The organism is Arcicella sp. BE140 (assembly GCF_031456255.1).
Classification (GTDB): Bacteria; Bacteroidota; Bacteroidia; order Cytophagales; family Spirosomataceae; genus Arcicella; species Arcicella aquatica.
The window spans coordinates 577,606-593,361 of the sequence record NZ_JAVDUE010000002.1 but is presented as its reverse complement, the minus strand read 5'-3'; the positions used below and the strand labels follow the sequence as shown (position 1 = coordinate 593,361).

Annotated in this window: 10 protein-coding genes; 5 read left to right on the top strand and 5 right to left on the bottom strand. The window is 36.5% G+C overall.

The annotated features are described in order from the left end of the window. Positions 1-150 precede the first annotated feature (150 nt). From J2Y60_RS05740 to J2Y60_RS05730, 3 genes are all read left to right on the top strand, one after another. Positions 151-3,141, top strand: a complete 2,991-nt coding sequence (locus tag J2Y60_RS05740; RefSeq protein WP_309914602.1) for an FAD-linked oxidase C-terminal domain-containing protein — start codon at positions 151-153, stop codon at positions 3,139-3,141. 246 nt (positions 3,142-3,387) lie between these two features. Continuing rightward, positions 3,388-5,925, top strand: a complete 2,538-nt coding sequence (locus J2Y60_RS05735) for a phosphocholine-specific phospholipase C (RefSeq protein WP_309914599.1) — start codon at positions 3,388-3,390, stop codon at positions 5,923-5,925. Positions 5,926-6,145: 220 nt separating this feature from the next. Beyond that, positions 6,146-7,597 (top strand): hypothetical protein, encoded by a 1,452-nt coding sequence (locus J2Y60_RS05730; protein ID WP_309914596.1) that lies wholly within the window; start codon positions 6,146-6,148, stop codon positions 7,595-7,597. Between the two features lie 1,110 nt (positions 7,598-8,707). Here the strand turns inward: J2Y60_RS05730 and J2Y60_RS05725 are convergent. The 5 genes from J2Y60_RS05725 to J2Y60_RS05705 all read right to left on the bottom strand — a co-directional run bounded on the left by J2Y60_RS05725 (position 8,708) and on the right by J2Y60_RS05705 (position 12,701). Next, positions 8,708-9,838: a helix-turn-helix domain-containing protein gene (locus J2Y60_RS05725; RefSeq protein ID WP_309914594.1), complete on the bottom strand. Its 1,131-nt coding sequence runs from the start codon at positions 9,836-9,838 to the stop codon at positions 8,708-8,710. Between the two features lie 94 nt (positions 9,839-9,932). Beyond that, a complete protein-coding gene (locus tag J2Y60_RS05720) occupies positions 9,933-10,646 on the bottom strand; it encodes a metallophosphoesterase family protein (RefSeq protein ID WP_309914591.1) in 714 nt (237 codons plus the stop codon). Positions 10,647-10,650: 4 nt separating this feature from the next. After that, entirely contained in the window at positions 10,651-11,733 is a 1,083-nt protein-coding gene (gene arsB, locus J2Y60_RS05715) for an ACR3 family arsenite efflux transporter (protein ID WP_309914588.1), read from the bottom strand. 2 nt (positions 11,734-11,735) lie between these two features. After that, positions 11,736-12,347 carry a protein-tyrosine-phosphatase gene (locus J2Y60_RS05710; protein WP_309914586.1) on the bottom strand — a complete coding sequence of 204 codons (612 nt, stop codon included), beginning with the start codon at positions 12,345-12,347 and terminating at the stop codon, positions 11,736-11,738. A 21-nt stretch (positions 12,348-12,368) separates the two neighbouring features. Next, positions 12,369-12,701 carry a metalloregulator ArsR/SmtB family transcription factor gene (locus J2Y60_RS05705; protein ID WP_309914582.1) on the bottom strand — a complete coding sequence of 111 codons (333 nt, stop codon included), beginning with the start codon at positions 12,699-12,701 and terminating at the stop codon, positions 12,369-12,371. A gap of 284 nt (positions 12,702-12,985) precedes the next feature. On the opposite strand from J2Y60_RS05705, the gene J2Y60_RS05700 reads away from it, so the two are divergent. Both J2Y60_RS05700 and J2Y60_RS05695 read left to right on the top strand, forming a co-directional pair. After that, on the top strand, positions 12,986-14,944 hold the full coding sequence (locus tag J2Y60_RS05700) for a M1 family metallopeptidase (RefSeq protein ID WP_309914578.1): 1,959 nt from the start codon (positions 12,986-12,988) through the stop codon (positions 14,942-14,944). A gap of 148 nt (positions 14,945-15,092) precedes the next feature. Further along, on the top strand, positions 15,093-15,722 hold the full coding sequence (locus J2Y60_RS05695) for an NUDIX hydrolase (protein WP_309914576.1): 630 nt from the start codon (positions 15,093-15,095) through the stop codon (positions 15,720-15,722). Positions 15,723-15,756 lie beyond the last annotated feature (34 nt).

The following is a 15,756-nucleotide window of genomic DNA, read 5'->3' as shown; positions in this document are numbered from 1 at the left end:
AATTGACATTCTATTAATGTATTTTTGTACTTTTTCAATACAAATATCTTAATAAAATATTTTTCTAAGTTTCAAATTGATTTTATTGGTAAATTTGAAGTCTGAAAAAAGAACTTAGAAAAACTATATTATTCTTTGTAAAATCCAAAAATGACCAATCCAAACATTCTTACTCAACTTGCCAGTCAATTAGAAGGTGAACTCTATTTCGATACCGTCATGCGTACGCTCTACGCAACTGATGCTTCGGCCTACAGAGAAATGCCACAAGCGGTGGCTCTTCCTAAAACGATTGAAGATATTAGAAAATTAATAAATTTCGCTCGTGACAATAAGACCTCCATTATTCCACGAACAGCTGGTACTTCGTTGGCAGGACAAGTAGTTGGAAACGGCATCGTTGTGGACGTCTCTAAGAATTTCACTAAGATACTGGAAGTCAATAAGGATGAACATTGGGTAAGAGTACAACCAGGGGTAGTGCGTGATGTACTGAATATAGAACTTAAAAAACATGGTCTGTTTTTTGGACCAGAAACATCCACTGCCAATCGTGCCATGATTGGTGGTATGGTGGGTAATAACTCTTGTGGTTCAAACTCAGTAGTGTATGGTTCTACCCGCGAGCATTTAATGGAAGTAAAAGCTATTTTAGCGGATGGAACTGATGTGGTTTTTAAAAGTGATAGCTTAAACGAGTTTAATGCCCTTGTGAAGTCAGCACGAAGTAAAAATGGGTCGGCTACTCTACTGGATAAAATTTATTTGAAAACCAATCAGGTACTTTCAGATGAAAAAAATCAGGCGGAAATCAAGAATGAATTTCCTAAACCAACCATTGAAAGAAGAAATACGGGCTATGCCTTAGATATGTTATTGAATTGCGAGCCTTATACTGAAGGAGGCAAACCTTTCAATTTCTGTGAATTGATTGCTGGGTCAGAGGGAACGCTTTGCTTTTTGACAGAAATTAAATTGCATGTAAACGATTTACCTCCTAAAGAAATAGGCTTGGTTTGTGTGCATTTTAATAATGTGGAGGAGTCGTTAAGGGCTAATTTGATTGCCTTAAAATACAAACCTTCAGCTTCAGAATTGATTGACCATTATATTCTGGAATGTACTAAAGCGAGTGTAGAACATAGTCAAAACAGATTTTTTGTACAAGGCGACCCAGGGGCTTTATTGGTAGTAGAATTGCGTTCGGATAATAAAGAGGAAATTGAACAACAAGCTAAAGCCATGGAAGCAGAAATGCGTGCGGCTGGTTTGGGCTATCATTTCCCTGTAATATATGGTGAAGATACTAAAAAGGTATGGAACCTTAGAAAAGCAGGATTGGGCTTATTGTCTAACCTTCCAGGGGATGAAAAAGCCGTCGCTGTCATTGAAGATACTGCGGTGGATGTAAACGATTTACCAGATTTTATCCGTGAATTCAATGAGATTCTGACTGCTAATGATATGTATTCAGTACATTATGCTCATGCAGGTTCTGGCGAAATTCACTTACGTCCGATTATCAATTTAAAGACCGTAGAAGGAAATAAGCAATTCCGTTTGATAGCTGAACAAATTGCTACTTTGGTGAAAAAATACAAAGGTTCGCTTTCGGGTGAACATGGCGACGGGCGTTTGCGTGGTGAATTTATCCGCCAAATGGTGGGTGAACACAACTACGAGTTGATGAAGGAAGTAAAGCGTACTTGGGATCCATACAATGTGTTTAACCCCAACAAGATTGTGGATACACCGCCTATGGATACATTTTTACGTTATACTCCAGGACAACAAACACCTGAATTTAAAACGACGTTTCGTTTCCAAGACCAAAATATTTTACAACACGCCGAGCAATGTAATGGCTCAGGCGATTGTAGAAAAACGCCTGCTTCGGGCGGAACGATGTGTCCGTCATACATGGCTACACGCAATGAAAAAGAAACTACCCGTGCTAGAGCCAACATTCTTCGTGAGTTTTTAACGCATTCGGACAAAGCCAATCGTTTCAATCACGAAGAAATCAAAGAAGTATTTGATTTATGTTTGGCTTGTAAAGGTTGTAAAGGCGAATGTCCATCCAATGTGGATGTAGCGAAATTGAAAATGGAATTTTTGCACCAATATTATAAAGAAAATGGTGTACCTATTCGTAGTCGCTTAGTGGCGAATTTCTCATCGCTTTCAAAGGTGGCATCTTATGTACCTTGGGCTTATAATTTCATTTTTGACACGCCTGCTCTTCGTAAAATTGCCAATACTGTAGTAGGGTTTCACCCTGACAGAACGATGCCTTTGTTGGCAAATACTACTTTGAAGAAATGGGCTGAGAAGAACCTCACCCCCCCTGCCTCCTCTCCTTCAGAGAGCGGGGGAAACTCTTCGATAAAAACTCCCCTCTCTGAAGGGCTGAAGCCTGTCTATCTCTTTATCGACGAATTCACTAATTATAATGATGTTGAAATCGGTATTACAGCTGTGAAGTTGTTGAATCGTTTGGGTTATGAAGTAATTATTCCTAACCATGCAGAGTCTGGCCGTCCTCAGTTATCAAAAGGCTTGTTAGATGATGCTAAGAAATTGGCGAATAAAAACGTTAGCCTTTTAAAAGATGTCATTACGGCAGAAACACCTTTGATAGGTATTGAGCCTTCGGCGATTCTAACTTTCCGTGATGAATATCCTGATTTGGTAAATGATGATTTAGTAGATTCAGCAAAAGCTTTAGCCAAAAATGTCTTTATGATTGAAGAGTTTTTAGCCAAAGAAATTGATGCAAAGCGTATTTCTAAAAAGGTATTCACTACTGAAAAACGTTTAATTAAACTACATGGGCATTGTCAGCAAAAGGCATTATCTAGTTTAGTGCCAGCGAAGAAGACCCTTTCGTTGCCAGAAAACTTCGAAGTACAAATTATTCCTTCGGGATGTTGTGGTATGGCGGGTTCTTTTGGTTATGAGAAAGAACATTTTGAATTATCGAATCAAGTAGGTGAATTGGTACTTTTCCCAACCATTCGTCAGCAAGGTGAAGATGTAATTATAGCCGCTTCTGGTACAAGTTGCCGTCACCAAATTCATGATGGTACTGGCAGAACGGCTAAACATGCTGTTGAGATTTTATTTGAGGCTTTGGTGTAGAGATTGTTCTTTTATCAACCAAAATCGATTATTTATAACATGTAGCGGTAGCCCTTGCGGTTACCGTTTGCATTTTATAGGGTTTTCTATTTCCTTAACAAAGCAATAATATACCAGTACAGTTTAATCCTCGTCCCTACTCTATCTTTGTAGCCATATCAACTTATCTATTTAACAGAAGTGGTTAGGTGAATCTTTTCAGATTCCCGACATCCGAATTCTGATAGTCAATAACAAAATCAACACATGGAATCAAGAAGAGAGTTTATCAAAAAAGCGTCTGTATTAGCTAGTGGGGCAAGTTTTCTAGGGATGTTACCTGCTTCTATTCAAAAAGCTATGGCCATTAACCCTGCCGAAGGAAGTACTTTCTGGGATGCTGAACATGTCGTGATTTTGATGCAAGAAAACCGTTCGTTCGACCATTGTTTTGGTACTTTACAAGGAGTCCGTGGTTTTAACGACCCGCGTGCTATTACGCTCCCTAGTAAAAATAAAGTATGGCTACAACAAAACGAAAAAGGTGAAACCTTTGCTCCTTTTCGCTTAAACCTGCGAGATTCTAATGCCACTTGGATGAGTTCATTACCACACTCTTGGGAAAACCAAGTGGATGCTCTGAACGGTGGTAAAAATGACAAATGGCTGCATGTAAAACAATCTGGACATAAAGAATATAAAGATTTACCTCTGACGCTGGGTTATTATAATCGTGAGGATATTCCTTTTTATTATGCTTTGGCAGATGCTTTTACGGTATGCGATCAAAATTTTTGTTCTTCGTTAACAGGGACAACGCCCAATCGTTTATATTTATGGACGGGTACGATTCGTGAGAAACAAGATTTTTCTTCAAAGGCTAACGTTAAAAATGAGGACGTTGATTATGGCAAATGGGCTAAATGGAAAACGTTTCCTGAACGCTTGGAAGAAAATGGTATCTCGTGGAAAATATATCAAAATGAAATCAGTTTGCCTACAGGCTTAGAGGGTGAAGGCGATGCTTGGTTAGCTAATTTTACGGATAACCCTATTGAATGGTTTGAGCAATATCAAGTAAAATTTTCGCCAGAATACTATCGCTATATTCAGGAAGTAGTGAAGTTTTTACCAAAAGAAATTGAAAAACTGACTAGCGAAATACCTACGCTTGCTGTGGGTAGCGATGCTTTGAAAAAAGCAGAAAGGGCTTTGGCACAGAAGAAAATGTACTTAAAAATTGCTCAGGAAGATATTGTTAATTATACACCAGAGAATTTTGCAAAGCTTTCTGCTTTCCAGCAAAACATTCACCAGAAAGCATTTACTAACAACCGCAACGACCCACATTTTCACGAGCTTACGTCATTAGAATATACTGACAATGGCACTGCACGAAAACTAGAAGTTCCTAAAGGCGATGTCTTGTACCAATTCCGACAAGATGTAACTAAGAACCAATTACCTGCTGTCACTTGGCTAGTTGCTCCTGAAAACTTCTCTGACCACCCTGGTGCTCCGTGGTATGGGGCTTGGTATTTATCAGAAGTGATGGATATTCTTACGCAAAATCCAGAGGTTTGGAAGAAAACTATTTTCATTTTAGCGTATGATGAAAACGATGGTTATTTCGACCATATTCCTCCTTTCCTTCCTCCGCATCATAAAATAGCTAATACTGGCAAAGTATCTTCGGGCATTGATGTGTCGGTAGAACAAGTGAATATTAATGATGAGAAAAAGCGTGGTTATAAAAATCCAGAAACCGAAACACGTGATGGTGCTATCGGTTTAGGTTTTAGAGTACCTTTAGTAATTGCTTCGCCTTGGAGCAGAGGAGGCAATGTCTGCTCTGAGATATTCGACCATACTTCTATCCTACAGTTTTTAGAGAAATTTCTGAGTAAAAAAACGAAGAAAAATATCAAAGAAGAAAACATTTCGGAATGGAGAAGAACCATCTGTGGAGATTTGACATCAGTATTCAAACCTTACAATGGCGAGAAAATTGCGTTCCCTACTTTTGTTGAAAAAGAACCTTTTATTCAAAGCGTACATAAAGCTAAATTCAAGAATGTACCGTCTAATTTCAAGGCTTTATCGGCGACAGAAATCAGCGAAGCTAATACAAAAGGTACTGCATCCGACCTAATGCCTAAACAAGAAAAAGGGATTCGTAAAGCTTGTGCTTTGCCTTATGAATTATATGTAGAAGGTAGTTTGAGTGCTGACAAAAAATCCTTTGATATTACTTTCTCGGCTGATAATAAAGTATTTGGCACAAAATCAGCGGGGGCTGCCTTTACAGTTTATGCTCGCCAATCTTTGGCACAAAAAGATGAATTACATACACGCAATTACGCTGTAAAGGCTGGCGATATATTAAAGGATAGTTGGCAATTAAGTGATTTTGGTGATAATCAATATCATATAGAGGTGTATGGTCCGAATGGTTTTTTTAGGTGTTTTAAAGGAAATACTGTAAATCCTAAGGTTGAAACGACACTAACGTATCAAGGCACTAAACCAAGTTTAACAGGAAATGCTGTCTTGATGCTAAAAAATACTGACGCACAAACACTACGTTTTGTCATTGAGGATATGAGCTATAAAACAGGCAAAAAAGTAGTAGAAGTAGCCAAAGGCAAAACGGTGTCAGTACCTTTAGATTTAGCAAAAAGTCATGCATGGTATGACGTTTCAGTAAAAATTGAAGGGAACTCAACCTTTGAACAACGTTATGCAGGACACATTGAAACGGGTAAAGAAAGCTATACTGACCCAGCTATGGGGCAGATAGTATAGACCTTATTTACTGATGACTTTACTGATGGCATGACTTGAAGTCATGCCATCAGTGTTTATGGAAAATATTTTTATCATCATTTCATGCTATCTAAAGATTAGACAACTTTTGAAAGTTGTCTAATCTAAAACCTAATTAACATTATAAAAAATCAAACTTAATGCTACAAAAACCATTACACAGCTTAATTTTAGAGAAAATTTGCTCAACCTACTCAGCATGAAAATCATAAAACTCTTAAAAATTAGCTCGCTAGTTTATTTATTGATTCCTACTTACCTTTTTTTACTGACATGGGTAAAGCTTGAAGTTGGTATCTCTGCTTGCTTAATAATTAGTGCTTTTGCTTTTCAGTATCTTAAAAATCTTCATTCTTATGATTTTCGTACCCTAAAAAACTCACTCACTTGGCTTACGGTTTTGGTGGCTTTTATTCTCGCTTTAGTTATTAATTTATTGGTAGGTATCGGTGAATTCAGAGAGCAATCGATTGATTTCATGGCGAATAACCTAAAATACCGCGACCTTGTACAAAACCAATGGCCTTTGTATTATCCAACATTTAAGGTTTATATGTGCTATTATCTGGGCTATTATTTACCTACAGCAGGCTTGGGCAAAATCGTTGGATTAGAATATTGTCGGTATATCTCATTGGCTTGGAGTACCACTGGTACTTTTTTAGTATTTATGTGGGCAAGTACTTTTTTAGATAAATATAGGATTATGGCTATTGCTGTAATCGTGTTTTTTTCAAACGCTTGGCTATGTTATAAAGTCATTTATTGGCTAGATTTTCAATCTTATATCTATCCCCCCTATCATGTAAAACTCAATGCATTCTGGCTAATGCGTCCGCCTTTTTGGGATGGATTTTCTTTAGCACCACAACATATTTTACCTGCTTGTTTGGGTGCTTGTTTTATGTTAGAAGCCAACTTTGTAAAGAAAGTAAATTTAGATGAAATCTTATTGATGTTATTAGCCACCATGTATTGGAGTCCGTTAGCAAGCATTGGCATTTTTCCTTTTGTGCTTTACTATTATTTAAGTAATTGGTCAGTGTTCTTACAATGGAAAAGCGTTTTACTGAAAATAATGTTAGTGATAGGCTTTAGTCCACTAATGATTTACTTTCTGAGTACACAAGGAGTAAATCATGGCAATACCTTATTTATGTGGCAAGCGGGGGTTAATCATTGGTATTGGTGTTATCTCTTTTACATCGTTTTCAATTTCTTGACGTGGTATTTTTTCCTAAGACAATTCGAGCATCCTTTCAAAAAGATGGTAGAGGTTTCATTGTTGTTTCTCATCATTATCCCCTTGTATCAAATCGGTATTGCTAACGATTTAAACATTAGGGCTTCTATTCCTGCTATGCTCATTCTTACGGTTGCTATTGCTTATGTTTTTGTGCATCACCGTAGTCGCAAAATATTTTATTGGTTGGGCGTTGTGTTCTTTTTGATGAATACCTTGCCTACTTTACATCAAGTTTACAAAAGTATTTTACCATCTAACCCTCAAACAACTATCGTAAAAGCGGACTATCGACAATTACATAATATGCTATCTTTCCAGCAAGTAATGTATGGCGATAGCACGGCTACACTGGAATATTCTTTGAAGAATGGCTCTTTTTTTGAGAAGTGTTTGTTGAGGAAGTGAAGGTATTTTAAAAATTCCGATTGTTCTCTTGAGACTATTAATATCTCATATTTTCTATTAGCTGGTGGCTTAAGTCCTACTGATTACCCATATCTTTTAAAAAGTTAAAATAAGGATATGATTATTGATAAAATTGATTCAAATAGGCTTAAATCGCCTTTCAAACCGAGCTTTGGTAGCCTCATGTTACAGCCTGACTATGTTAAGCTTTTATCTCTAGTGAGGGACTTAAGTCCCTCGCTAGAGATAAAATATTGATTATTAGTTATTTATATACTTTTGGGTAATCAGTAGGATTTAAGTCACCCGCTAATAGAAAATGAATTTTGAGAATATAACATAAGGCCTTCTCCATCAAAAATATTATGGTTAGTTTAATTTTAAGTCAAAATAATATTTCCTAAAAAACAAAAAACTCCCGCTCAAGTGAACGAGAGTTTTAGAAACCTAACCACTAAATATTTAAAATTTTACTGAGCATTTAAAGACGCTAATCTTATTTTGAGCAATTTCTTTTTGCTCAAGATTATAGTTGATGCTACTTTTCTGTTGTCTTTATTAACTTTTACTAGTCCTATTTCTCTTCAACTATCCTCGTCAGTATTATCCATTAGAACTGTCTGATAGTTTTCTATTTATACATAAACCATAGAGCGTTTATCTGCATTATCGCTTCTTCACTAGTACGATAAAAAATATCTGTAGGTGACAGGTATAATCCAATTATTTTTTATTCTTTCATCTACTTTATTGAATTTATCAAAAACGTGCGGACTAGTAATTGAGTTATCTAGAACAGGGGGCGGATTTGTGTAAAGGATTGATATTTAGGATTTATAGAAGTGGAATATCACTAGCATCTTGGGCAAAGGTAGAAATTGGGTGTAAAAACAAAAAAATAAAAGAGTCCAAACTTATAAATCTGCACTTATTTATTGAGTGAGTTAGTGAATGAGTGAGTTGTGAGTTAGCGAATTGTGAGTTATTGGGGGGGAATAAATTAAATAAAACTAGTAGATAATAATCAAAAACATTACCTACTAAAAATCACTAATCCATAATTATAATAACTCACTAATTCACTAACTCACAACTCACTCATTCACTAACTTACACCAGTCTTTCTTTGCGGTATTCTGCTGGGGTTTGGTTTGCGTATTTTTTAAACACTGCATAAAAGGATGATTTTGAATTGAAACCACACTCATAACCTATTCCTTCCAAAGTAAGGTGCGTATATTCGGGTGTTATCAGTTTCTTTTTAGCTTCTTCTACCCGATAGGTATTCACAAAATCGAAGAAGTTCTTTTGGAAATGCTGATTCAAGATTTTAGATAATTGATAGCTAGGAATCCCTAAATCGTCTGAGAGTATCTTAATAGTAAGTTCAGGATTCAGATAAGGTTTATTAACCTCCATAAACTGGAGCAAAGTATTGATAAAACTATCGTCGAGCGTTGGCATGGCTACAACGACTTTTGTTTCATCCAATTTTGGAATTCCCTTTTGATGTATTTCTTCTGAAAAAGTTTCTAATGTAGTAAACAGCTCTGGATGAGCATATGCTTTCCAAGCAACAAAACTTAAAATTGGTAATTGCATCAGTGGCACATAAGGAAAAAACTTGATACTTATCAAGCCATATCCCAAGGGCAATACGAAGTGGAAAATCATCAAAAAAAGTAAAATATTAAACAGCCAAACCAGTCTTAGTTTTTCGATATTCGAGAAGTAAGTAGTTAATGCCAAGCGGTATTTCAATACTGCTACCAAACTAGCTACCAAATAAGCAACATTTGAAAGATAGAGTAATAAATGATAAGGTCTGTTGACAGGGTGTTTATCAAGCTTGATCAGTGCTACATACTGATGAATTTCGTTAGAAGGGATAAAAAACAGTTTACCATAAAAGAAAATAGTAGCGACAATAGCAGGGACAAAATGTAGATAAGTAGTGCCTTGGTATTTTATCGTTTTGCCCGTATAAGTCTGCACAAAAAAGTATAACAATACACCCCAAAGAAATCGAAACCCTGCGCTAAAATGAATAAAGTAAGGAATATGATTAATAATATCAGACAGTCGGAAAGCAAAAAAATGCAGATTGCTAACGGCTTGCAATAAAAAAAGTAGGCCTAAATAAAGATTACTTTCCGCATTGTTATGTCGGTTTCTCAGAAAGAAAATAGCCAAGCCCAATAAAAATAAAACACTCCCAAAGCCAATCCAATTAAAAAGCATTTTGTTCAATCGATTTTAAAACTCAGTATTTCAATAAAGTCCAAAATCAAATTTACACAAATTTTGTGTTTTATGATATACTGATACCGAAAGCTCAATAAGCACCACGTAATCTATCTGCCAGTTCGTTAGGCAATGGGCTTTGTATAAGTGCCTCCGCAGCTTTTTCTACGTCATATTCCACACGCTTAAAAGCAACTTCAATCTCTGATGAATCGGGATGGACTGTTAGTAGTACATAACACCCCCTTATATCTCCATCTTTGGGTTTGCCTAAAGAACCTATGTTGATAATATGCTTTTTCTTACCATCTCGCTCTATTACCCGATGATACGGTTTATGCGAATGCCCAAAACATAAAATATCTGCCTTGGCTTCTACCATGATGGCGTCTACATCATCTTCATCCATATCTGGCAAGATATACTCCGTAATACTTCTTGGACTAGCATGTACCATCAACATTTGCTTCTCTGTGCCTTGAATAAAGAACGATAGTCGGATATGGTGTGGTAATGACAATAGATATTCACGATGCTGTTTTTCTATGATATCATAGGCATACTTGCTAGCCGTTTTTTCACTTTCAGATTCAAAAGGTAGCTTAACTTTAATATCATGATTGCCCGCTAGCGTAGCAATTCTTCTTGATTTAATAGCTTCAATTACTTCATTTGGCCAAATATGGTATCCTACCAAATCGCCCAAGCAATAAATGGTATCAGGCTTTTGCTGTTCTACATCAGCAAAAAAAGCATCTAAGGCAAGCACATTGGCATGTATATCACTGAATAAGGCAATTTTCATACGTTTATGATTGTAATTGAGTTTCCGTTGAATAATATTTTTTCCTAAACCAAAAGGCTAAATTTACCAAGGCAATCAAAGCGGGAACTTCAACCAAAGGACCTATTACTCCCGTAAAAGCCTCACCACTGTTAATTCCAAAAATACCAATGGCTACGGCAATAGCCAATTCAAAATTATTGCCTGTAGCTGTAAAAGCGATAGAGGTACTTTTGGAATAATCTGCCCCAAATGTTTTACCCACAAAAAAGCTTAGGACAAACATAATGACAAAGTAAATCACTAAAGGAATGGCTATTAACACAACATCAAAAGGGATTTTCACGATTAATTCTCCTTTTAAGCTAAACATTATTACTATCGTAAAAAGTAAGGCTATCAAGGTAATGGGTGAAATAAAAGGTACATACTTTGTTTGAAACCATTCTTCTCCTTTGATTTTTATCAAAACATATCGACTAATAAAGCCTGCCGCAAAGGGAATACCCAAGTAAATAGCTACGCTTTCGGCAATTTGCCCAATGGTAATATTTACTTCAAGTCCTGTTAAACCAAAATATGGAGGCAGAATAGTAATAAACACATATGCATACACACTGTATAAAAGTACTTGAAAGATACTGTTGAGGGCTATTAGACCTGCGGCATATTCTCGGTTTCCTTCCGCTAATTCGTTCCAGACCACCACCATGGCTATGCATCGAGCCAGCCCTATCAGGATTAAGCCAATCATATAGGCAGGGTGTTCTCTTAGAAAAGTAATGGCTAATAAAAACATCAAGATTGGTCCAACAAGCCAGTTTAATATCAAAGAAGCTGTTAGCACTTTAGTGTTTTTGAAGACTTCGCCCATGTTTTCGTATTTTACTTTGGCCAAAGGTGGATACATCATCAGTATCAAACCAATTGCCAAGGGTATATTGGTCGTGCCATGAGAGAACGAGTTAATAAAAGTTGCAGTTGATGGGGAAAAATAGCCCAAGCCAACGCCTATCCCCATTGCTAAGAATATCCAAAGGGTGAGATAACTATCTAAAAAGCTCAATTTTTTACGTTCAGCTACGGGAGCACAATGATTGGCAGACATATTTATTGAATATTTGAAAAGACAAAAAGAGTTTCTTGGGCAATCTGATGCGACCGTTCTTCATATTTAGTCTCTTGAAGTGATGTATTATCAAAAGCCTTGGGGTCGTCATAAGTAGTACCTATTCGCAGTTCTACGCCAGGGATAAAAGGACAGTTTTCTTCTGCATCCGAGCAAGTCATGATGGCAGCAAAATGTTCTTGTGGATTTACGGCATCATTATATACTTTTGAAAAACAAGTAGTGCTTTCGTTTTCACTAAACCGCACGGTATAAACAGGATTGTTAGTATTGTCACTACTTTCAATTAAAAAGCCTGTTCTTTTCAGTGCATTAATAGCATTGATATTAAAAGCTGTGGCTTCTGTGCCACCAGAATAGGTTTTCACATTTTGCACACCATAATAGGATGCCGAAACGGCAGCCCAAATTTGCCCGAAATGACTTCTTCTAGAGTTGTGCGTACACACATAAACCAATTGGATAGGCTGGTTAGCATCTTTCTTAGCTTGAATGTATTTACTAATTTTTAGCAACAAAGTTTGTCTTTGTTCAGGAATAGTATCGAATGAATTAACTAATTCATCGCATAGATTTTTGATTGGAGGATACATTATTTCAATAATTTTAAGCTATTAACAGCAAGATTGGGTTTTGGGAGTATAATCATCGAAAAGAGCATTCAAAATATCTTGAAATCTCTTCCATGTGTTCTCGTCGATACAATAACAAATGGCATTTCCTTCAATATCACCTTTAATTAATCCAGCATTCTTTAACTCCTTTAAATGTTGTGATATGGTTGCTTGTGCCAAAGGCAATTCATTTACGATATCTCCGCAAATACATGAATCTACCTTTATTAGATAGTCCAGAATGGCAATTCTTGCAGGGTGTGCTATGGCTTTAGCAAGCGTTGCTAATTGGTTTTGACGTTCCGTGAAGTGGTCAGTTTTGGTCGCTCCCATGTTTTTTTATTTATTTATCGCAATATTACGATAAACATTTCAAAACGACAAATAAGCTGCGAAGAAAGAAGATAAATTAATAATTTATTAAACCTACCAATTATCCTCATGAACAAACATTTGACCAATTGATTGTCAGATAATACACAACCATGATTATTTATCCGCTATTCATTATAAACTTTTGCAGTTTTCTATTTTTAATGAATATCTTGCACAGCATATAACATAGTTTTTATATTGAGCGTTGAATATTATATAGATTACCATAAATTCCTTTACAAATGAAAAAACTACTTTTAGCAGCTTGCTTACTCTTTGGGTCAGAAAGTTTGTTTTCACAACAAAAATCAAACTATAGTCAGTACGATTTGTTCAACCCCTTGTTCAATTATACGCTCTCTACTCCCACTAGAAGTGGAACAGGGGCACCTGGGACTACTTACTGGCAAAACTCTGCTGATTATAAAATCAATATAGCATTAGACGACGAAAAAAATATAGTTGAAGGCGATGTAGAAATTACCTACAAAAATGCTTCGCCTGATAAATTGAATTTCTTATGGTTGCAATTAGACCAAAACCAATTCAATACTAAATCACGCGGAGGACTTACTACGCCTATCAATGGTGGTCGTTTTGGTAACACAAGTTTTGAAGGAGGTTATCAAATAAAGTCGGTAACTATTGATGGCAAACCTACTGACTTTTTAGTAAACGATACCCGTATGCAAATCAAATTGGCATCACCACTGGTTGAACGTACAGGTATTACTAAAATCAAAATCTCATATTCTTTCCCTATCCCCAAATATGGCTCAGACCGTATGGGAACCCAAGAAGTAAAAAACGGAACTATTTACGAAATGGCTCAGTGGTATCCGAGGATGTCTGTTTACGATGATATTGAAGGCTGGAACGTACTTCCATACTTAGGGGCTGGCGAGTTCTATTTGGAATATGGCAATTTTGAGTATGCTGTAACAGTACCTGCTTCGCATATCGTAGTGGGTTCTGGAGAATTAGTTAATCCAAATGATTGTTGGACTGCTGAGCAAATCAAACGTTTTGCAGAAGCATCTAATAGTGATAAAACTGTAACAATTTTAGGCAAAGATGAAGTAGGAACAAGTACATCTCGCCCGAAAAAAGAAGGAAAAATCACTTGGAAATTCCGTTGTACGAATGCCCGCGACGTAGCTTTTGCTAGTTCAAAAGCATTTATCATTGATGCTGCCAAAATCAATTTACCAAGTGGTAAAAAATCATTAGCGATGTCAGCTTATCCTGTTGAATCAGCAGGCGATAAAGCATGGGCTCGCTCTACTGAATATGTAAAAGGTTGTATAGAATATTATTCTAAATGGCTTTATGAATATACTTACCCAGTAGCAACTAACGTAGCAGGTTCTATTAGTGGTATGGAATATCCAGGTATCGTATTCTGCGGCATGCGTGACCAAACAGAAGGTCTTTGGGGTGTAACAGACCACGAATTTGGACATAACTGGTTCCCAATGATTGTAGGTACTAACGAACGTAAGTTTGCTTGGATGGACGAAGGCTTTAATACTTTTATTAACTTTTATTCTACTGACAATTTTAACAATGGAGAATACAAAGGCAATAAAATAGATATGCACCAGATGTCGAAACAGCTTTTCAGAGAATCTGCTGAGCCAATTATGAATATTCCTGATGTTATTCAACCAAATGGGTTAGGCTATGAAGCTTATTACAAACCTGCTATCGGCTTAAAGCTATTGCGTGAGCAAATACTTGGACAAGAACGTTTTGATTATGCTTTCCGTGAATACATCAAACGTTGGGCGTTTAAACACCCAACTCCTTATGATTTCTTTAAGACGATTGAAGATGCTGCTGGCGAAGAATTATCTTGGTTCTGGAGAGGTTGGTTCTATGAAACTTGGAAACTTGACCAGTCTGTAAAAGATGTACAGTATATAGAGCAAGACCCTAAAAACGGTGCAATTATCGTTATTGAAAACTTAGAGAAATTAGCAATGCCTGCCGTAGTTGAAATGGAAATGGTAGGTGGAACAAAGGAACGAGTTACACTACCAGTAGAAATTTGGCAGAGAGGCGGTACTTGGACTTTTAAAACAACGACCAACTTACCACTAAAATCGGTAACAATAGACCCCGACCACGTTTTCCCAGATTTCAATTCAAAAAACAATACTTGGAAGCCACTGAATTATAAGGCTCCTAAGCCGAATTAAAAATGTATAAAAAAGGGTTAGCCGATTGGTTGACCCTTTTTTATACATTTTAGTGAATTTATAATGACGAAATTTCAGTATGTGCAATTTTTGCACATTGTTTTTTCTAATATTAATTTAATAGCCTAAAACAAACCCTTACCTTATCATGCAAAACACAGATTGGCTAGCAATGGCTAAAAGAATTCAAGCAATTGCTCAGGCTGGATTATTTTATACCGAAAGTCCTTATGATAAAGACCGTTACCAAGAATTATCAGACCTCAGTGTGCAAATTTTAGAAAATTTGACAGATGAGCCTATCGAAAAATTTGGGGCTTTGTTTACGGAAGAACGAGATGGATACCAAACACCTAAAGTAGATGTAAGAGCAGTAATCTTTAATAAAAAGGGCGAAATTCTGATGGTAAAAGAAAGAGTAGATGACCGTTGGGCATTGCCTGGGGGCTGGGCAGATGTCGGTTATACACCTTCGGAAGTGGCAGTAAAAGAAGTACGCGAGGAAACTGGATTGGATGTAAAAGCTGTTCGTTTATTAGCCGTAATGGATAAGAAAAACCATCCACATCCACAGGAAGCTTGGTATGTATATAAGCTATTTATTCTTTGTGAGAAAATAGGTGGTGAGATTTTAGTAAATACTATGGAAACTTCAGATATTCAATATTTCGGTATCGAGAACCTCCCTCTCCTTTCAGAACCTAGAAATGTGCTTTCACAAATTGAAATGATGTTTGAGTACAAAGATAATCCTGAAAAAGAGGTATATTTTGATTAGCTGTGAGCTTTGAGCTATCAGCTTTGAGCAATGA